Genomic DNA, 20,293 nt, shown 5'->3' on the forward strand with positions numbered 1-20,293 from the left:
GTGAAAAAAATGCTATGTTTTTATTGATAATAGGAGTGAAGATAAGTGCCTGAACCAGATAGCCGGTAAATAGGTTTTTAAAAGCGACGTTAAAGTGCTATCTTTATACAATGTTATAATATTAATGATTGGAACTAATAATGAAAATAAGAGTCTATTACGAAGATACAGATGTTGGTGGTGTCGTCTTTTATGCTAACTATTTAAAATTTTGTGAAAGAGCCAGAAGTGAAGCTTTCTTTGAGCGCGGCTTGTCACCGGTGATGCAAAACGGCCATTTTGTAGTCAAAGAGCTCACAGCGTCATATAACTCATCTGCAAAACTCGGCGATATCTTACATGTAAAGACATCCCTCGTTGAACTTAAAAAGGTTTCTTTTAAACTGCATCAAGAGGTCTATAGAGATGAAGAGAAGCTTTTTGAGATGGACATCACTCTTGCGTTTGTGGATTTTAACGGAAAGATCAAGAAGTTGGAACCTCAGAATATAGAGGTTCTCAATCTACTGTTCGTCTGATTTGTAAGTAACAAATCTTGCGTATGACGGTTTGACCAGTGTTATCGGATAGATGATCTGGTTGTTTAACATCTGCAGCTGGTACTCACGCGGTACATTCGTGATAAGATTGAAAAAGTAGTCTATACCTACCGTTGTCGCGTAGTTTATCCAGTCATAAACGATGTCATTGCTAAGTAATGAGTTTGTCTCTATGATGATATTATTGTTCTTAGAGATCGAGTTTGCGATGATCATGTTCTCTCTGTCTTGAAACTGTGTCATAGAGAGTATGAGCGGATCGTAGTTTATCTGAGTTGAAAGCACATTCGTCTCATTTACGTCATAAAGAGTCAGCTGTGACATTATCATCCCTGTTTTTACGACAGGTGTATTAGTTAAGAATGATCCGTTTTGGATATTCTCATTTTCGGATAACTGATCTTTTAGGTTTGTAGAACTTTTATCTATACTGAACGTAACCACTTTTCTCTCACCTGGATCTATCTGCTCAAATCCTGTCGAATCGATAGTCTTTAGCATATATTTATCTTTTGCATAAGCACTGAGCCTGTCTGCTAAAGTTGATGTATCTTTAAAGATCACAAGAGGAGAAACTGCTTCTTTTAGAAGTACGGCTGTTTGAGCTTTGTAGTCGATACCGCCGAAGTAGAGATATGGAGATGAAGAGTTTACATCATCTCTATTGACTGTCGGGAAAAAGATATTGATCTGCGGATCAATACTTATGACTGTATCGACACCCTCTTTAGTCAGCGGAGCGATAGCATAGTAAAAACCGTCGTTTTGGATCTCTTCTATCGTTTTTTCCAAGACATCTCTATCCTGCGTATCTATATTGAAAGTTTTTATATCAAAAGCACGGTTTTTAGTCAGCAGGTATGCAAAAACAGAATTTGTCGTAGAAGCTGCATATCTTCCGATGATCTTGTAAGGGATGATGACAGCGATCTTTAGTTTGTCAGTTGAGATAGGTGCACCGATATTAAATAAAGAAAGGTTTAGCAGGCGCTGTTCATTGAGCTCTTTATTGTCCAGTTTAGAAGGTGAATGAGCCAAAAATGAAAAGATATACCCTTTTGCTAATTCCTCTTTGAGACAATCTTCATCACACGTATAAGGATCAAGGTCTTGAATATATGTCTTAGGAAGAGGAATCGGAGATGCCAGATAACTTTTTGCCAAGACTAAAACAGGGATTATCAGAAGCAGTGAAAAGATTTTAAATTTCATAACAGACTCTTTATTATCTTAAGATCGTTTAACGTGTCTTTTTTCAAAGATGGATTGCGAAGCAGAAACTGAGGATGATATATAGGCACAAGTTTATAATCTTTTAGATCTATGATATGTCCTCTCACGCTGTTAAACTCCTCTTTTGTTTGAGAAAAGATATTATAAGCCTCTTCTCCTAAAGTTACGATAACTTTCGGTTGTACGATCTCTATCTGTTTGTAAAGATAGGGTTTGCAACTATTTAACTCCGACTCTGAAGGCTTGTTAGAACCCAGAGGCTTACATTTTACCGCGTGTGTTAAAAAAACATCGTCAATACTCAGCTCTAAAACATTCTCAATCATCTTTCTGAGTGATGTTCCGGCTCTTCCTGCGTAGTAGCTAGCCGAGTCGTCTTCACTGCTTGATACGATGGAGTCGACGATCATAAGATCTGCATTACCGCTTCCGTATCCGCTCATGCTCTGTTTTCTTGATTTACTTAGATCGCAAAGATGGCAAGAGGAGATAACCCTATGTAAAGAGTTGATATCATTTGGTAAAATATCTAGATTTTTTTGATTTACGGAAACTAGATCTGTGTATTCAAACCCTAACGATTTAAGCCGATATAGATTTTGCAACATAACAAGATTTTGATATGATTTCAATAATACGTTTCTCTAACCTTCTTTAAAATATTTTGTAGTATAGTTTAAGAGGTGTTAAATATAGATAAAATGGATATAAATGAAAAATAGTTTTACGATACATGAGTATACGATTTCATCTTCAAGTGAGGTTGAAAGCTTAGTAGAAAGGATATATAAAGAGGCTAAAGTGCACGTATATATTCAGATTTCAGCGTATATCCACAATACTGTTTTAGTTCACAATCTTACTTCCAGCCTTAAGAAAAATTCGAAAAATAATTTGGAAATAGCACTTTTAAAGTCAAAAGACAAAAATAACGTAAATGTCGTTGCATACAGCTCAAATGAGATACTTTCAAAAGATGAGATACTTTATAATTTACAAAGTAAAAATAAAATAATCGAAACCGATGTAAAAGACTGTAAAGTACAGCTTTTAAAGAGGTTCTTTACCGATCCGCTTACAGGTTTCCCGAATCTTTATCAGCTCAGACGTGATATGCAGGATCTTGAAGACAGTACATATATCTGTGTCGCTTTGGACAATTTTCAGGTCATAAACGATTTTTACGGCTTTGTAGTAGGAGACTATCTGCTGGAGCAGATGGCTTTAAAGTTGAAAAGCAGTATAAAAAACTCTAAAGTCTATAGGATATCAGGTGCTGAATTTGGTGTTTTGATCGATGAGATAATGGATTTTTACGCTTTGAAAAACTATCTTAAAGAGTTGACGGAGATGTTGAAAAACTCATCATTCGAGTATCAAAACAATCTGATCTATACGGATGTAACGTTGGCTTCCTCAGCAGGCAGAAATTTTGAAAATCTTTTTTCTAAAGTAAATATGGCTTTAAAATATGCCAAGCAGATGAAGCTGCCTTTTTGGATATATGAAGACAGAATGAACTTTGAGAATGAGTATGAGCAAAACCTTATCACCTCATACAAGATCCGAAAATCAATAGAAAACTCCGGTGTTATCCCTTATTTTCAGCCTATCATATCGAATGAGACGGGTAAAGTCGCGAGATTTGAGTCTCTTGCAAGACTTATTGATGAAAATGGAAACATACTCTCTCCGATCCAGTTCATTCCCATAGCAAAAACCATAAAAGTCTATAATATCGTTACTAAGACCATCATCGAAAAGACATTTGATATCTTTAAAGACAATGATTATGAATTTAGTGTAAATCTTTCGATCGAAGATATTATGAGTGAAGAGATATACAGCTTTATCATAGAGAGTTTGAAAAACTATAACATGGGTAACCGTGTGACATTCGAACTTTTAGAATCGGAAGCGATAATCGACTATAATAAAGTAACAAGGTTTATGACCGAAGTGAAACGCTTTGGTGCAAAACTGGCAATAGATGATTTTGGAAGCGGATACTCTAACTTTTCATATCTGACAAAGATACAGGTCGATTATATAAAAATAGACGGGATGCTTATAAAAGATATCGATGTTTGTAAAAACTCAAGGATGATAACTCAGACTATTGTAGAGTTCGCGAAGAAGATGGGGATCAAGACGATCGCTGAACACGTACATTCAAGTACGGTAGAGTCTGTAGTCAAAGAGCTCGGTATCGACTACTCGCAAGGTTACTTTATAGATGAACCTCTGCCAAAACTTCCTTACATGTAAGAGCTTAACAAAGCTCTTTTTTGATAACAGGAAGCAGTTCATCCTCTAGAAGTTTTAAAGTCTTTTCATACTCTGCATACTCTTTACCGCTTGGATCTTCAAATCCTACATGTATGGTCTTAACAGCTTTAGGAAACATAGGGCAGGTCTCTTTTGCATTATCGCATACAGTCACTACAAGGTCAAATGCCGTATCTAAGACAGTGTCGATTACTTTAGAATGATATTCTTCTCTCCAGTATCCGTTGTCAGTCAGTAGTTTTTGTGCGTTCGGATTTACTTTTCCGCTTGCTTTAACGCCTGAACTCTGTGCTTTGACACACTCGCCAAGTTTAGCATTTATAAGCGCTTCAGCCATGATAGAACGGCAACTGTTACCTGTACAAAGAATAAGAACATGTTTTTTTTGACTCATTTTAAAATCCAAATTTTATGATATTTAAAATTATACCATAAATAAATCAAGATATATTGATTTATTGATTTATAGTAACTCCTGGAGTCTTTGATGGTCTATGATCTTTATATAACCGTCCTCTTTATCTATTATCTTCTCTTTTTTTAGTTTTGTTATATTTCTAGAGAGTGTCTCGGGCGAGATATTTAATATAGAGGCTATCTTTACCTGTTTTATATTCTTGAGTTTGTTTTCATTTTCAGATAAAAATCTTATGATCTTTGTGTAACTGTCTGTTGTTATGGAGTAGTTTATGAAGCTCTCAAGTGCTTTGATCTTTTTTGTCAGTGACTTGATAAAGACCATCGCTATTTCACTTTTACTTAAAAACTTCTCTTTGAATTTTTCATAATCGATAAGATAGATCTCGCCGTCACTTTCAAATGAACAGTTCGCAGGGTAGGGTATCTCTTCAAAGTTGGCTATCTCGGCTATGAGGTTTGGAGCATTAAGGTTATGTAAGACCACTTCATTGTCTTTAAAGTCGTGTTTATAAAGCTTTACGGTTCCATCTGCAAGAAGATGAAGAAATCGCGGTTTATCATCCGCATAGAAAAGGATATCTCCTTTTTTATAACTCTTTTTGATCGTTATATTTTTTAGCTCTTTTAAATCGGTATCGCTCAGTGATTCAAAAAACCAGAATTTATCTAATTGCATATATTATCCATTTGTTGACACGGGTCAATCTTTTTATCACCATTGTATGCAAAAATACAAAAAAAATAAAGGAAGACCATGACAATAAAGGATTTTATGACACACCATCACCGTGGCTGTGATCAGCTTTTGGTGCTAACTGAAGATGCAGTCGATAAAAAAGATTTTACAGATGCAGTTGTAAAGTATAAAGATTTTAAAGATGAGACATTAAAACATTTTGATATCGAAGAGTCTTTTTTATTTCCAACGTTTGAAGAGAAAAGCGGTATGGGCGGATGCGGTCCTACACAGGTGATGAGGATGGAGCATGAGCAAGTGCGGATGCTGCTTGATAAACTCGATGATGCACTTTTACAAAACGAGAGCGACAGGTTCTTCGGTCTTAGCGAATCACTTATGATACTTTTGCAGCAGCATAATGCAAAAGAGGAGCAGATGCTCTATACAATGATGCAGAATCTTCTTTCTCAACAAAACGATGAGATAGTAGAGAGGCTGATGAACTATGGCAGATAAGGAGATCATTCTCGATGTAAGTGAGCTGGAAGCTCCTCTTCCTCTGCTCAAAGGCACGCAGGCGATCAAGAACCTTCAAGAGGGTGAGACATTGGTCTTCATCCACCGTATGTTTCCATGCAAGCTTCAAGCACAGATAGATAGGTTCGGACTGAGATCCGAGATAGTAAAAGATGTAGAGAACTATTTTGAGATGAGGATATACCGATAATGTATGGACTCTCTCTTGAACAGGCTCCGCCTTATAAAATCCCGCTTTTTTACTATATGACGGGAGTGGTGTATCTGCTTCTGTTCTCCATAGCCATTCTGGTCTTTGGTTTAAAGATAGACAACAGGTTTTATTATGAGGCGATAGCGATCACTCATATACTGACACTTGGATTTTTCACGCATATCATGTTTGGGACGCTTTTTCAGATGGTACCGGTCATCATAGGCGTGGCTTATGCAAAAGTGGAGTCGCAGGCAAAGATGATACTTCTTTTCTTAAATCTTGGAACGCTCAGTTTTATTATCTCGCTTTTGACCTCTGTTAAGATCTTTATGCACTTTGCAATGCTGTTTTTAGGTTTGTCAGTCATATATTTTGCCCTTTATTCCATCATCACCATCATAAAGACAAAAGATAAAAATCCGACTGTGAGAACATTCATAACTGCACTTGCCTTTTTAGCCATAGGAGCTGTTTTTGGAATCTTGGCTCTTTTGCAGCTAGGCGGAATATCTAGCACAATGAAGTTTGGAGACCTGCATTTGAGTATTATGATCTTTGGATGGGTGTTTATGCTTTTTAGCGGTGTCGCCTATAAGATCCTGCCGATGTTCTATGTGGCCCGTGAGTATCCGCTTTTCATCAAGAACTGTTTTTATATTATCATCTCCTTGAGTCTGGTCTCTTACTATTTTTCGATGATCTATGCGTTTGATGTAGGTATGACGATCTCTAAGATCGTTTTAGCATCCGTGGCATTTGTTTTTGCCGTTACGACTATTAGAATCTTAAAAAACCGCAAGAGAGCCAGAAGCGACATCACGGTAAAGTTCTTTTATTTTGCAAATACAAATCTTGCACTAGGTTCTTTACTTTGGATCGTCTGCATACTCTTTGGTCTTGAACTTGACTTTCTTTTGAGCATGACTATCGGGCTTGGATTTATCTACGGGCTTATAAACGGGATGCTTTATAAGATAGTACCTTTTTTGACATGGTTTCATCTGAGTTCAAAGTCTGTATTTGATGCGGAGATGAGTGAGGTCATAAAGATAAAATGGATGAAGATACAGTTTTATATCTTCATGCTCTCTTTCGCGTTTTTTATCTTGGCTTTAGTGTATAGACCTTTTGTCTTTGTTGCAGCTATACTGTTTTTCATCTCCTCAACACTGCTTTTATATAATATCGTAAGCGGATATCTCTATCACTCCAAGATGATAAAAAAAGCCGTCGTTTATGGATAAAGAGAAGTTTCAAAGCGAAGCAGAAACATTAAAGCGTTTCTTTGAAACCTACTGTGCCGCGAATGCTCATGAAAAAAGGAGGTTGCAGACCTTTACATGTAAGCATAATGATCTTACTTACGTTGTTGAGTCGGATCTCTGTTCGGAGTGTAAAAAGCTTCTGGATTACTCTCTTATACGGCTTGAAGAGTGTCCACATGAGATAAAACCGAGATGCAGAAAATGTCCGGATCCATGTTATGAAAAAGATGAATGGAAAAAACTGGCAAAAGTGATGCGTTACAGCGGTTTAAGACTAGGGATATTAAAGGTAAAAGAGAAGGTGAAGTCGGTGTTTAAAAAGGAGGTAGTTTAAGCCCTATAAGAGGGCTTAGAGACTACTCAGCTACTTCTACTTCAACAGGTGTTGATTCCCAAACACCGTGTTTTGTACAGTAACCGTGTGCTACAAGGTTAAGTTTTTTGCCCATTGGACGAATGTTGAAAGTTACTTCAGCATGAGATTTCTCATTTCCTAAAGTACCAGGTACGAATGTAGCAGCAGCTAGCTTAGTGTCACCGTTGTAAAGTGTGATACTTTCGATGAAGTGATCGAAATCATCCGGGTGAGTATATTCTTGACCCATTTTTACATTAACAGAAAGCATCTCACCTTTTTTTGCATCACCCATTACCGTAATGAACGGTGAATGACGATCGATAAGATCTTTTTTAGCTTCTCTTTCTACAGTGTCGATGTCAACATATTTATTAATCTTTGGCATTTCTATTTCCTTGTTTTTTGATTTTATGACGTTAGTATATCTTTATTTTCTTGCAAATAAACATAAACAAGACAATATTTGTCTTATTTAAGAAAAAATTCAATTTTTAGCTGAGTAATTTAAGGAAACTTAATAATATTTATTAGTTCGATATTTAAAATTAACATAAAATTAACACTTCTGCATTAAAATCAAGTCCTAATGTTCCCTGCCTTCATTTAGTTTGGTGACTACAAGGCAGGAAACGGCGACAAGCACCGGGGTTATATTATCATTTTTTTGTAAATTAAATCACAATATACACTTTGGTGCCGTTTTTAAACATAATCTAGGAGAAGAAATGAAAAAAACAAACGGCATAGTTCTTTCTGCGATCTGCGCATTCAGTCTTAATCTATCGGCTTCGGACTTAGGGATGATCCAAGTCGAGTCCTCTACCATCGTTGATAAATTCATATCAAATAAAACTGAAGTATCAAGTACTGCAACGATCAGCGGTGAAACTGTTGATGATGCACACACAGAAAATATACAACAGATCTTACAATCTATTCCGGGTGTGACAACGACATATACGGATGGTGACTCTTTGAAGATCCACTTAAGGGGTGTGGAAAATCAGATGTATATGGGTGAAAAACCGGGTGTAGCTGTCGTAATCGACGGTGTTCCTGTATTTGAAAGAACCGGAAGTGTCAATATTGACCTTGATAACATCGAAAGCATCAAAGTGATTAAAGGTGGGGCTTCATATCTGTTCGGTGATGATGCACTCTCGGGTGCTGTAATCATCACGACAAAAAAAGGTGCACATTACAATAATAACTTCGGAACTTTTGAAATGGGAAGTTACGGTTATAAAAAGGTGTTGGCAAGAACAGGATATGCCGATGAAAACTTAAACTTCCATGTGCAGGCAAGTGAAAGAAAGTCTGACGGGTATTATGAAGACTCAGGATATGATGCCAAATATTTGAATGGTAAACTTCAATATTACATAGATGATACATCTGACCTGACATTTGGTCTTGAAGTCTCAGACAGAGCAAAAGATTCTCATGGTACCGTCGGTGGTGAAACGGAGGCAAAAAACAATCCAGAATCGATCTATGATGGTCATCAGGAAAGTCGGGATTATGTAAGAGATTACAAAGTTAAACTGTTAAAACTATTTTTGACATATTCAAAAGACTTTGAGAATAACTCTAATCTGCTTGTAAACGGTTATATATATACGGATAAGACAAAGTTTATATCTAGCCCGCAGACAAGAGATGCAACGGGAGCAAAGGATAGTACTTTAGATGATAAAGACTATGTTTACAATAATGACTATGCTCAGATACAAAGAGGTATAAAAAGTGAGTATAGAACATCATCAGAGAACTTCGCAACACTTCTTGGTCTGGATCTAAGAGCTAATGAATACAAAAACAATACATCATATAGAGTAAATCAGGCTCTTATAACATCTTACTTTCCTTTTAGTGCAATACCGGATTTCTATAAAGCGGGTGAAACAAAGAGTAATGACAAGACAGATGAAAACGTATATGCGATTTACGGCGAGTATAAGCAGGGTCTGACTCAAAATCTAAGTATGACTGCCAATATCAGATATGATCTTATTAAATTAAAATATGAAGATTATAAAGATCAAAGATTTGATAACAGCTTTGAAGTTTACTCTTATAGACTCGGTAGTAACTATCAATTAGATGAAACATCGACAATATTTGCAAATTATTCGACTGGGTTTAGAGCACCGACGGTATCTCAACTTTATGCAGGTGATTTAAGTGCATGGGGGTCGACGCAGAATAATCCTGACCTTAAGCCTGAAGAATCAAGAAATTATGAACTAGGGTTTAGAACTAAAAAACATCAGATCAACTATGAGCTTTCAGTCTACGAACTTGATAGAAAAGATTTTATTATGAAAAGTTCAGGAAACTACGGAACAACAGATACGACTGATATGTGGGCAAATATTGGAGGCGCAAGACATAGAGGTCTAGAATTGGCAGCAAATGGTCCAGTGGCAAAGGAACTCTCTTTTACTCTGGCATATACCTACTTAGACGCAGTATATACAGATTATAAAAACTTTGGAATTGATTTAGGCGGACCAAGTGTGACAGTCTTTGACGTAACGGGTAACAGAATTCCTAGAACTTCTCAACATGAAGTTAATTTTATTACTTATTATTATCCGCTTAAAGGTCTGAAGCTCACCGGAGAAGTCAATGCTAAGTCTGATTACTACGCAGATGATCTGAACAAATTAAAGATCAAAGGTCAAAGGTCTGTAAATCTGGGAGTCGAATATAAAAAGAAAACTTCTGATGGCGAGGTTGCTGTTTTTGCAAGAGTAGATAATGTCCTGGACAATCAATACTACAACGTAGCAAGAGCGAGCAGTGATAGAAACAGTGACGGTGTATTTGATTATGAAGATCTTTCGATCACTGTAAATCCGGGTAGAGTATTTACTGCCGGTTTTTCATTGAAGTTCTAAGATAGCGGTATTTGGATCAAAGTGGAAACAGTAACTTTCTTTTCACTCTTTATCATAGGGCTTTCTTACGGAAGTACGGCGTGCATGTTTTCTTGCATGCCGTTTCTTAGCCCGTTATTGGTGAAAAACTCAAACAGCATAAGAGAATCTGTAAGTATTCTAATCCCCTTTAGTCTTGGCAGAATCTTTATGTATACCGTGATCTCTGTTATGGCCTTAAGCGGTGCCGGTCTGGTTAAAACAGTATTAAATGACAATGCGGTATTTCAGTCTTTTTTAGGTCTTTTTACTTTATCTATGGGACTCTTTATGTTTTACAGGTTTTTTAAAAAGGAGAAAGTAAGCTGTTCTGCAAATAGATCTATATCAAGTAACCAGATCGCAAACGGATTTGGGTTGTTTGGTATAGGTGTACTGGTCTCTATAAACCCGTGTGCTCCTATCTTAACGCTTATCACACTGAGTGCAAACAGTACTTCTATGCCTAGTGCCATAGGCATGGGGCTCTCTTTTGGACTCGGCGCGGTGTTAGTCCCGTTCTTGTTTTATGGGTTTTTCCTCTCAACTGTTATAAGAGGATTACTCGTAGAGTTTAAAACGTATGCAAAAGCGATAGAGATGATGGCTTCATTGTTGTTAGTAATAGTCGGGATCTTGATAATCAGCGGTCAGATCAGACTTTAAAAAAGGGTATAAATGGTTGATTTTATAAAAAGAGATAAAAATGATATTTTCGGCAAGCCTGTTTTAGGTTTTTTCTTTAAAAACCAAAAGTTTCTTTTAGCTCTTAGGATCGTCGTCACGGCGACGTTCTTTTATGCACTTTATTTTGGATTTGCATATCCTGGTAAAGAAAATATCTTTACGGGAGCTCTCTTTTGGGGAGTTTTCTGGGCACTTTTTATGGTCGCGACACTTCCGACTTTCGGACGCATCTTCTGCGGTGTCTGTCCACACGGATTCTTAGGTAAATATATCACGAGATTCGGACTTAAAAAAACGATGCCGGAGTGGATGCAAAACAGATATATCGGGATATTTCTGCTTGTTATCGGATGGTGGGGCGTATATTACACATTTTCAGGGTTTTGGAACTCACCGTTAGTGACTGCTGCGATGTTTACGGTCATGACCCTGCTGGCGTTTGTACTTTACTACATCTACAAAGATATGAGCTATTGTAAGTCTATATGTCCCATAGGAACTTTGACCCGTGCTTACGACAAACTCTCATTTACAAAGTTGGAGACCTATACAGACTCTTGTAAAGATTGTAGGACATTTGAGTGTGCAACGGCTTGTTCGTACAACTTAAAGCCCTTTACATTCGCAAAGAAAAATCAAAACGATGACTGTACTCTTTGTATGGACTGTAGTGCTGCATGCGAGGCTGTCAAGTTCAAGTTTACAAAGCCATCAGAGCAGCTTTTTTCTAAGTTTAAGACATTAAACGCAGAGGTATGGACCTATATACTTATCCTTGGTTCTATTCCTGTGTCGATGACCTTTGCTCACGGGCTTAACAGAAGCAGTATCGCCGATTCGATGATATGGAACAAGACAGCTGTATACCTGGGACTTAGTGAATATGCAGGCGGCTTTGCATTTTTGTATGCACTTGTATTGACGGTCTTTTTCTCTGTACTCGGAGTTTTTCTGGCATCTAAAGTCCTGAAAAAAGATTATGCAGGCACTTTTTCCACCCTTGGTTACGGATATGCCCCATTGTTCATACTCGGCTCGCTCGGTCATACATTGGAGAGTTTCTTTACACATGAGTATCAAACGATAGTACAAGGGTTTGCTCAAGCATTCGGGTTTGCAATAGAGGTCGCACCGCTTGCTCATAGAGGAGACGCATGGCTTCATTATTTCGGACTGCTGAAGTGGATCGGGGTCATCTGGGCTTTTATCTTGATCTATAAACGACTTAAACTTATCGAAGCTACAAAGGTAAGAAAGATATTTGGATATATCTTCGGCTCACTATTGGTGTTTTTCTTTATCGGCATCAACATCTACACCGGATATGTGTTTAAAACATACGGCGCGAAGCAGGGCGGACACGGAGCTCACAGTTCTAAAGGGATGCATAGACCGTCATCCGAGGTATCAAAAGGTTTTACGAAATATGCAGGAGGAAGGGGTCTTAAAAAGGTCGTTTTAAAAGAGGATGAACCTATCTATTTTTCATTTACCAATCCGAACGATAGATCTAAGAGCGCATTTACTATGGGTATGTTTTCACACGGCGGTAAAAAAACTGTTCCTACAAAAAAGCTATGGCTGGTCTACGGTGATGAGTTAAACGATGCAAAATCGGTTCCGCAGATGGATGTTCAAAGTTTCTACTACGACACCAAGAAAAATCTTAAAGAGACAAAGATCCAAGATGTAAAAGGTACGGCTTCTTTCAGCTTTGAGATACCAAATAACGGCTACTACAACATCTTCGCAAAAAATGAGACACTAAAGAGCGGTACACTTTTTTACAGAGTCGCAAAGATGGAGTATCTGCACGCCAGCCACGGCAGTGAAGAGAGCTATACACAGAGCATAAAAGAGAGAGTTCAGGCAGATAAAAGTGACATAGATCTAGTTTTGCTGAAAAATGAGGATGAGAACAGTTTCTTTTACAGACACTCTATGGGTGACGAGCTTCGATTTTTGGCACTTCTTCACAACAAACCTTTAACAAACGCAGATATCACAGTTCACATGAGCAGCGGATGGAACAAGCATATTAAGACAGATGCAGAGGGGATAGCAAAATTTCATATCATAAGAGACTATTTTCCCGTTTGGAAAGAGTTTGATAAAAGACATAAAGAGGAGTTGTTAGTCACCTTGACATATACAACGGATGAGGTAGGAAAGTTTGATGGCAAAGAGTATAAAAACATAAAGTACATCTTGACCTATCCGGCATCGTTTTACCCAAACAACAGTGACTATGCATCATATGCTTATGCGCTTTTATTGGCTGTCTTGACTCTTTTAGTATCGGGGATCATCATATATAGATTTAGAAAGAACAGGACAAGACCTTTTAGCGAGGTTCGCCATGTTGAGTAAACTCAAACGTCTTATAAACAATATGAACCTTATAAGAATAAGGTTTTGGATACAGCTTATCAGTTTTGTCCTTTTTGTTTACGGCGGGTATTTTGCCATATATCTAGGGTCTAAACTTCCCATCTTCGCATGTCCGTACAACGGCAAAAGCGCGGGAGCATGTTTTCTTATACCCCTGCAGCATCAGCTCTCCATGCCCGTTCAGATACTTCTCGGAGGTGCAGGGATCGCCGTCATATTCGGGATACTTACATTCTTGTTTTGGTTTATCTTTTTAAACAAGGCGTGGTGCGGTTATGTCTGTCCTTTTGGAACGTTTCAGGACTGGCTTACACTTTTGCGAAAACAGATCGGTATAAGATACTCTACATATACACAGCATCAGTTTGAGAAGCTCTCTAAAATAAAATATATTTTATTGGCAATAGTGATCTTGGTACCGCTTTTAATAGGTGTAGGAGCTCTTGGCGGAGAATGGTCTGCAGCATTTTGCCAGATATGTCCAGCGCGCATCATAAGCCCTACATTTGGCGGAGACTTCTCACAGTGGAGCATCGACTTTTCTACAAAGACCTCTATGGTACTAACTGCTATCGGGATGATATTTGCGGGACTCTTCTTTATCGGAAGTTTTGTAAAAAAACGTTTTTTCTGTTTCTTCTGTCCTATGAGCGCACTGCATTATATCTTCTCAAAGTTCTCATTTGTACAGTTGAGAAAAGATGGAAGCAAATGTACAAGATGCGGGGACTGTTATGCCGTCTGTGACATGCAGATCAAAGATATCGCAGATGATGTCATAAGTACGGAGATACTGCGCGACGACTGTATCTTATGTCTGAAGTGTGTAGCCGCATGTCCGGAAGACGATGCGCTTCATTTTGATATATTGAAATTAAGAGCTTTCAGTTCCACAAAGCAGGGATTTGAAAAAAGAATGGGGATAGCAAAGCCAAAAGGAGATGCAGATGACAAGCATACAAGAGCATAAGCAAGAACATAAGATAGAAACACCGAACGAAAAACAAAACAGACATAAGGCTATGGAAGCTCTCAAGGTCTTAAACACTCTGAAAGAGGGATTTAAAACTCCGCCAAAAGCGATGGAGTATTTTTATGATCTTTTTGAAAATGTCTACTGTAACCATACGGCTTTACATCATGATAAAGTGAAAGTAGGAACGATGTGTATTCAGATCCCCTCTGAGATCATCTATGCACTTGACGGAGTTCCCATAAGACTCTGTAACGGCTTTTACACCGATGATGAGATAGGAAGTGACTTTTTACCGCAAAAGGCATGTCCTTTGGTAAAAGCAAGTGTGGGGCATCTGGCTTCCAAAAATCTCACAGACAAGCCTGACATGATCTATTCGCCCACGACGTGCGATCAAAAGACAAAGGCAGGAAGTATCATAGAGGGGTTTGGGTACGACGTCGTCGATGTGGATTTTCCAAGAACCAAAGAGAGTGAGATAAGCAGGGAGTTCTTTCGAAGAAGCATCAGAGAATTCAGTGTCGATCTTTCTCAAAAAATGGGGAAAAAACTGACAAAGAAAAATCTGAGGTCTTCGATATCAAAGATCGGATACGCCCAGTCGCTGTATCATCAGATATCAGAGTTTAGAAAAAATAAAATCGTACCAATACTGGGCAATGATATGTTCTTAGTGACAAACGCTTTTTTCTTCGACAAGATAGATAATTGGATAGAAGCAGCAGAGGTGTTGGTTAAAGAACTCGAGCAGAGAGTAAAAGATGAGGTCCATGCAGCAGGCAAAGTAAGCCCGAGGATCGTTTACACAGGCTCGCCTCCCATCTTTCCAAACTATAAGATCCCGCTTATCATCGAAGATTCGGATGCCATCATAGTAGCCGATGAAACATGTAGTTCAAACAGGATGTTTAACGACAGAGTAGCCGTTGATGAGTGGTTTGTAAACGATATGCTCGATTCTTTGGCAGATAAATACTTAAAAGCGTGTACATGTCCCGTGTTTAGTAAAAATGACGACCGTATCAGACGTATCATAGAGCTTGTTCGCTCACATAACGCCGATGGTGTCATCTATCAGGCATTTGCAGGATGTACCGTTTATGAGCTGGAGCAAAGAAGCGTACTTGAAGCGATGGAAAGAGAGGGTATCTCTATTTTGTATATCGAAAGTGATTACAGCCCGTCTCAGCATGGACAGCTTAGTACGAGAGTCGAAGCGTTTGTAGAGTCTCTTAAAATAAAGAACAGGAACAAAAGATGAAATATTTTGCAGGTATCGATATAGGCTCGACTGCCATTAAGATAACGATCATTGATGAAAACAAGGAGATGGTAGGACACCGTATAAGCGGAAGCGGAAGCATGTTTTACAACTATGCCCACCAGACACTAAACGATCTTATCAATGATCTGAAGATCACTAAGGATGATATCGCTTATACGGTCGCAACAGGATATGGACGAAAGCTGTTTAAAGAAGCCGATGAAAACATCAGCGAGATCACGGCAAATGCCATCGGAGCCGTAGCAGCGGCTAAAGAGTTCGGAGAGATCAAGACGATCATAAACATTGGCGGACAAGACAGCAAAGCTATCTCTTTAGACGATCAGGGGAATGTTGTCAATTTTGCAATGAATGACAGATGTGCGGCAGGAACAGGAAAATTCTTGGATGCATGTGCTATGAACCTTGAAATAGGCGTAGAGGAGTTGGCCCAGAGACATTTCAATGCTAAAGGCACACCACTTTCTATCAACAGTACATGTGCCGTATTTGCAGAGTCTGAGATCATCGGTCTTTTGGGCAACAACCACAATGTCGAAGATATCGTCAGCGGCGTACACTACTCGATCGCTAAAAGGATCGTCAAACTCGTAAAGCGCGTGGGTGTAAAAGAGGGGATCTATTTTGACGGCGGGCCTGCTCTAAACGGCGGGCTTGTAAATGCCATAGAAAACGAGATAGGGCAGAAGATATTTATACCTGCATATCCGCAAGTTACCACATCTTTAGGCGCAGCGATCTTAGGTGTCGATTCTTATAATTATCAAAAGTCAAGCTAATAATAATGAGAGTTTCTTAACACAAAATTAACACTCATTTTATACAATGTAATCAAAAAAACAGGTATAGCATTATGAATATAGAATTACTGCAAGACACTCTTGATTACGGAGTTATGGGAGTACTCGGTGTTATGAGTTTCATGACACTGTGGTTTTGGATAGAAAGAATCATGTTTTACCGTGTGGTGAGTCTAGACACCTATAAAACAAAAGAAGCTCTTGAGATAGACTTGACGAACAACATAAGCATCATCTCCTCTTTTGGTTCAAACGCACCCTATATAGGACTTCTTGGAACTGTATTTGGAATTATCATCACTTTTTATGTCATGGGGCAAAGCGGCGACTTAGATGCAAAAAGCATCATGACATCACTTGCTCTTGCACTAAAGGCTACTGCTATGGGCCTAGCAGTGGCGATTCCGGCGATCTTTTTTCACACGCATATCGTAAGAAAGATGGAAGTACTTATCGCAAGATGGGAGATCATCCAAAAGGAAAACCTTGAAGGTTAAGAAGTTCGAGTCGATCAACGTCGTTCCTTTTATTGACATTATGCTCGTACTGCTTGTCATAGTGCTTACAACTGCGACATTCGTTGCAAAAGGGATCATTCCGGTTGAACTGCCCAACTCCAAGAGTGCTGCAAAACAGGAAAACCAAAAAAATATAACTATTACCATAAAAGAAAACGGTGATATCTTTTTTGACGATACGAAGATTCTCTTAAAAGACATAGATATGTATATATCAAAATATGAAGTAAAGACACCTATAAACATCAACTGCGATAAAGAAGCAAAGTTTGATATGTTTGTGGCACTGCTGGACACTCTAAAACAGAAAAACTTTAACAACATCGGCATTATCACAAAAAAGCGGGATTAAAAGAGATTTTGAAAGGAAGGGACAGATGAATAGATATATAAACTCTTTTTTAATTACACTGCTTCTTTATCTGTCCGCTTTCGGGGTGATAATCTATGAGTCTGCTACAGATAACTACTGCGATAAAAAGACGTTTAACGAAAAGAGCAGCAGAATCTGTTTTTCTATGGTGACACCGCCTTCACCGATGAAGAAAGATGAACCTAAAAAAGAGAAAAAAGTTGAAAAGAAAATAGTAAAGAAAGTAGAGAAAAAGGCAGTAAAAAAAGAGATTGTGCAGGCAAAAAAAGAGCCGTTGCCAAAAGAGATTCAAAAAGAGATCCCTAAAGAAGAGGAACCTCAAGAGGTCGCTAAAAAGCAGGAAGAACAAACAGATACTCCTTCAGAAACCAGACCAAATGTCCAAAAAGTTGTGAATACAAATGTCCAAAAAACAGTGGATGAAGATATGGTCAAAGCAAAACAGGACAGATTTATAGCTCATCTTGTCGAGAGGATCAACTCAAATAAATCATATCCTATGGCAGCCAGACGAAGAGGTATCGAAGGAGATGTAGAGGTAAAGTTTCATGTATTTTCTGACGGAACGGTACGATATATAAAAATGGTATCAGGAAAAAAAATATTTAGACACTCTACGCTTGAAGCTATCTCAAAAAGTTTTCCTATCGATATCGATAAAACACTCTTTAACTTCCCAAAAGAGTTCAGGATTACTATCGCATATGTCCTAAAATAGTCACTATAATTCGAGTTAAAGCAAAAAAAGGTTAAAATCGCGTCAAATAATATATGCGAGATACAAATGCTAAAACCTTTACTAATCGAAATCGGGGTGGAAGAGCTTCCTGCTGTTCCACTTTTAAAAGAACTAGAAAATATTGAGAAAAAGTGGTTAAAAATCTTAGAGCAGAACTCTCTTATCGGTGAGTTTGAATTTTACTATACTCCTCGTCGTTTAGTTCTTTGGCATAGAGAGTTTAAGACATCTCAAGAAGATAGTGAAATCGAGTTCTTCGGAGCTCCTATCGCTATGGCATATAAAGACGGTGAACCGACCCAAGCAGCACTTGGTTTTGCTAAAAAATGCGGTGTAGACATCAGTGAACTCGGCAAAGGAGAAAAGGGCGGAAAAGAGGTCCTTTACTACAAAAAAGAGCTTAAAGGAAGACCTTCAGTGGAGCTTCTGCCTGCGATGATAGAGGAGTGGGTAAAATCACTTGATTTTGGAAAAGCTATGCGCTGGGGAAGTCTGAGCGAGAGTTTTATCCGTCCTGTCAGATGGTTGAACGTTATGTTCGATAACAATTTGGTAGATGTGAAACTTTTTGACGTTACATCGACAAAACAGACTTATGTCCATAGAATCAGCTCGTTTGATGTTAAAGAGATCTCTTCTATAGCAGAGTACTTTGAGACACTTAAAAACGGTGCAGTCACACTCTATCCGGATGAGAGAAAGAAAAATATCCTTGCGCAGTTTGAAAACCTTCAAAACGAGCAAAATATAGAGATCGAGATAGATGAAGACCTACTTGAAGAGGTCGTGGCTATTACTGAGCATCCTACAGCACTTGTCGGAAACTTCGATGAAGCATTTTTACGTCTTCCTCCTGAAGTGATCATCACATCGATGAAAGAGCACCAAAGATATTTTCCTGTCTTTAAAGACGGCAAACTGGTAAATAAATTCGTTGTGGTCTCAAACGCTTTGACAGATGATTTTTCAAATGTGATCGAAGGAAATGAAAAAGTCCTTCGTCCTCGTCTTGCCGACGGACTTTTCTTCTACGATAACGACCTTAAACGCGGACTTACGCTTGACGGTTTAGAGAAAGTCGTATTTATGGATGGTCTTGGAACTTTAAAAGAAAAAGTAGAACGTGAGACGATTATAGCCAATCAACTGTTTCAACTTTACAAAAATGATATAGAGGGCGATGTCTCTGAAAACGAGACGATCGTTGAACGTGCTATTACACTGGCAAAAGCCGACCTTATGAGCGAGATGGTCTATGAGTTTACTGAACTTCAGGGGATCATGGGACACTACTACGCACTTGCTCTTGGTGAAAAACCTGAAGTGGCACTTGCTATAAAAGAGCAGTATCTTCCAGAGGGAGAAGACAGTGAAGTACCGTCTACCCCTCTTAGTGCTATCATCTCTATGGCTATAAAACTTGATACTCTTATAGGGCTTTTCAGTATTGAACAGATCCCGACAGGTTCACGCGATCCGTTCGCACTTCGCCGTGCAGTTAACGGTATCGTGCGTATCTGTAATGAACATAATATGAAGTTTGACATAGTGCATACTATTGCACCTTTGGCATCAAACTACAAAGCGTTCGATCTTGCTAAACTTGAAGAGTTCTTCTTAGAGCGTTTAAGACAGTTCTATAAAGTCAATCCGTCCATTATCGAAGCTGTTTTTGCTTCTGGTGAACGTGAGCTTTTAGCTATCGGTAAAAAGATAGCAGCAGTTACTGCGATGACACAAAACGACAACTTTGCTCAGACTTTTTCGACGTTCAAACGTCTTGCAAACATCACGAAAGATATGGATCTAAGCCAAGAGCTTTCAGTAAATCCTGCACTTTTTGAAGATGATGCAGAGCGTGAGCTGTTTAATGCGTACATCGCAGTCTTGGCAGGTGATTATGAAAGTTATATCGATGAACTAGAGACACTTTTAGAACTAAAACCGCAGCTTGATGCATTTTTTGACAACGTTATGGTCAATGCAGACGATGAGGAGATCAAAAACAATAGAAAATCGCTTGTAGCATTGATCTACAAAAGCTTCCTCCATATAGCAGATATAAAAGAGATATCTGTTAACTAGGA

The 20,293-nt window shown here is 38.4% G+C and carries 21 protein-coding genes; 16 read left to right on the forward strand and 5 right to left on the reverse strand.

All coding sequences use genetic code 11. The annotated features are described in order from the left end of the window. Positions 1–140 precede the first annotated feature (140 nt). Entirely contained in the window at positions 141–518 is a 378-nt protein-coding gene (locus WCX87_RS04955; protein ID WP_345980937.1) for a YbgC/FadM family acyl-CoA thioesterase, read from the forward strand. Here the strand turns inward: WCX87_RS04955 and WCX87_RS04960 are convergent. Next, positions 504–1,751, reverse strand: a complete 1,248-nt coding sequence (locus tag WCX87_RS04960) for a hypothetical protein (protein ID WP_345980938.1) — start codon at positions 1,749–1,751, stop codon at positions 504–506. The two genes, WCX87_RS04955 and WCX87_RS04960, sit on opposite strands and share 15 nt — an antisense overlap. Then, positions 1,748–2,380: a uracil-DNA glycosylase gene (locus WCX87_RS04965; protein ID WP_345980939.1), complete on the reverse strand. Its 633-nt coding sequence runs from the start codon at positions 2,378–2,380 to the stop codon at positions 1,748–1,750. Before WCX87_RS04965 ends, WCX87_RS04960 begins: the two co-directional genes overlap by 4 nt. Before the next feature lie 286 nt (positions 2,381–2,666). Between WCX87_RS04965 and WCX87_RS04970 the strand changes: the two genes are divergently transcribed. Then, a complete protein-coding gene (locus WCX87_RS04970) occupies positions 2,667–4,040 on the forward strand; it encodes an EAL domain-containing protein (RefSeq protein WP_345980940.1) in 1,374 nt (457 codons plus the stop codon). A gap of 4 nt (positions 4,041–4,044) precedes the next feature. On the opposite strand, the gene WCX87_RS04975 is transcribed toward WCX87_RS04970, so the two are convergent. Together WCX87_RS04975 and WCX87_RS04980 are read right to left on the reverse strand one after the other, a co-directional pair. Beyond that, the gene (locus WCX87_RS04975; protein ID WP_345980941.1) at positions 4,045–4,455 is read right to left on the reverse strand and encodes an arsenate reductase ArsC; all 411 of its coding nucleotides are present in this window, start codon (positions 4,453–4,455) and stop codon (positions 4,045–4,047) included. A 69-nt stretch (positions 4,456–4,524) separates the two neighbouring features. Beyond that, positions 4,525–5,157: a Crp/Fnr family transcriptional regulator gene (locus WCX87_RS04980; protein WP_345980942.1), complete on the reverse strand. Its 633-nt coding sequence runs from the start codon at positions 5,155–5,157 to the stop codon at positions 4,525–4,527. Positions 5,158–5,235: 78 nt separating this feature from the next. Here WCX87_RS04980 and WCX87_RS04985 point away from each other — a divergent pair, with 78 nt between their 5' ends. Genes WCX87_RS04985 through WCX87_RS05000 form a run of 4 tightly spaced genes read left to right on the forward strand, consistent with a single transcriptional unit; the run spans position 5,236 to position 7,492 of the window. Continuing rightward, positions 5,236–5,676 (forward strand): hemerythrin domain-containing protein, encoded by a 441-nt coding sequence (locus tag WCX87_RS04985; protein WP_345980943.1) that lies wholly within the window; start codon positions 5,236–5,238, stop codon positions 5,674–5,676. Further along, complete coding sequence (locus WCX87_RS04990) at positions 5,666–5,887, forward strand: sulfurtransferase TusA family protein (protein ID WP_345980944.1); 222 nt, start codon at positions 5,666–5,668, stop codon at positions 5,885–5,887. Before WCX87_RS04985 ends, WCX87_RS04990 begins: the two co-directional genes overlap by 11 nt. Next, positions 5,887–7,137, forward strand: coding sequence for a hypothetical protein (locus WCX87_RS04995; RefSeq protein WP_345980945.1), 1,251 nt, complete (start codon positions 5,887–5,889; stop codon positions 7,135–7,137). Before WCX87_RS04990 ends, WCX87_RS04995 begins: the two co-directional genes overlap by 1 nt. Then, complete coding sequence (locus WCX87_RS05000; RefSeq protein ID WP_345980946.1) at positions 7,130–7,492, forward strand: nitrous oxide-stimulated promoter family protein; 363 nt, start codon at positions 7,130–7,132, stop codon at positions 7,490–7,492. Before WCX87_RS04995 ends, WCX87_RS05000 begins: the two co-directional genes overlap by 8 nt. 22 nt (positions 7,493–7,514) lie before the next feature. On the opposite strand, the gene WCX87_RS05005 is transcribed toward WCX87_RS05000, so the two are convergent. Continuing rightward, the gene (locus WCX87_RS05005) at positions 7,515–7,901 is read right to left on the reverse strand and encodes a class II SORL domain-containing protein (RefSeq protein WP_345980947.1); all 387 of its coding nucleotides are present in this window, start codon (positions 7,899–7,901) and stop codon (positions 7,515–7,517) included. Between the two features lie 340 nt (positions 7,902–8,241). Between WCX87_RS05005 and WCX87_RS05010 the strand changes: the two genes are divergently transcribed. The 10 genes from WCX87_RS05010 (at position 8,242) to glyS (ending at position 20,291) form a co-directional block, all read left to right on the forward strand. Continuing rightward, the gene (locus WCX87_RS05010; RefSeq protein WP_345980948.1) at positions 8,242–10,419 is read left to right on the forward strand and encodes a TonB-dependent receptor; all 2,178 of its coding nucleotides are present in this window, start codon (positions 8,242–8,244) and stop codon (positions 10,417–10,419) included. Positions 10,420–10,440: 21 nt separating this feature from the next. Then, positions 10,441–11,103: a sulfite exporter TauE/SafE family protein gene (locus tag WCX87_RS05015; RefSeq protein WP_345980949.1), complete on the forward strand. Its 663-nt coding sequence runs from the start codon at positions 10,441–10,443 to the stop codon at positions 11,101–11,103. Positions 11,104–11,115: 12 nt separating this feature from the next. Then, positions 11,116–13,494, forward strand: a complete 2,379-nt coding sequence (locus WCX87_RS05020) for a 4Fe-4S binding protein (protein WP_345980950.1) — start codon at positions 11,116–11,118, stop codon at positions 13,492–13,494. Continuing rightward, positions 13,484–14,485 (forward strand): 4Fe-4S binding protein, encoded by a 1,002-nt coding sequence (locus WCX87_RS05025; RefSeq protein WP_345980951.1) that lies wholly within the window; start codon positions 13,484–13,486, stop codon positions 14,483–14,485. The genes WCX87_RS05020 and WCX87_RS05025 overlap by 11 nt, the downstream gene beginning before the upstream one ends. Further along, the gene (locus WCX87_RS05030) at positions 14,463–15,752 is read left to right on the forward strand and encodes a 2-hydroxyacyl-CoA dehydratase family protein (protein WP_345980952.1); all 1,290 of its coding nucleotides are present in this window, start codon (positions 14,463–14,465) and stop codon (positions 15,750–15,752) included. Before WCX87_RS05025 ends, WCX87_RS05030 begins: the two co-directional genes overlap by 23 nt. After that, entirely contained in the window at positions 15,749–16,555 is an 807-nt protein-coding gene (locus tag WCX87_RS05035) for an acyl-CoA dehydratase activase (RefSeq protein WP_345980953.1), read from the forward strand. Before WCX87_RS05030 ends, WCX87_RS05035 begins: the two co-directional genes overlap by 4 nt. Positions 16,556–16,629: 74 nt before the next feature. Continuing rightward, positions 16,630–17,073, forward strand: a complete 444-nt coding sequence (exbB, locus tag WCX87_RS05040; protein ID WP_345980954.1) for a TonB-system energizer ExbB — start codon at positions 16,630–16,632, stop codon at positions 17,071–17,073. Beyond that, a complete protein-coding gene (locus WCX87_RS05045) occupies positions 17,063–17,446 on the forward strand; it encodes a biopolymer transporter ExbD (RefSeq protein WP_345980955.1) in 384 nt (127 codons plus the stop codon). The genes exbB and WCX87_RS05045 overlap by 11 nt, the downstream gene beginning before the upstream one ends. 25 nt (positions 17,447–17,471) lie before the next feature. After that, complete coding sequence (locus WCX87_RS05050; RefSeq protein WP_345980956.1) at positions 17,472–18,185, forward strand: TonB family protein; 714 nt, start codon at positions 17,472–17,474, stop codon at positions 18,183–18,185. A gap of 66 nt (positions 18,186–18,251) precedes the next feature. Beyond that, on the forward strand, positions 18,252–20,291 hold the full coding sequence (gene glyS, locus WCX87_RS05055) for a glycine--tRNA ligase subunit beta (protein ID WP_345980957.1): 2,040 nt from the start codon (positions 18,252–18,254) through the stop codon (positions 20,289–20,291). Positions 20,292–20,293: the final 2 nt, after the last annotated feature.

The sequence above is a fragment of the Sulfurimonas sp. HSL3-2 genome, from assembly GCF_039645965.1.
GTDB lineage: Bacteria > Campylobacterota > Campylobacteria > Campylobacterales > Sulfurimonadaceae > Hydrocurvibacter > Hydrocurvibacter mobilis.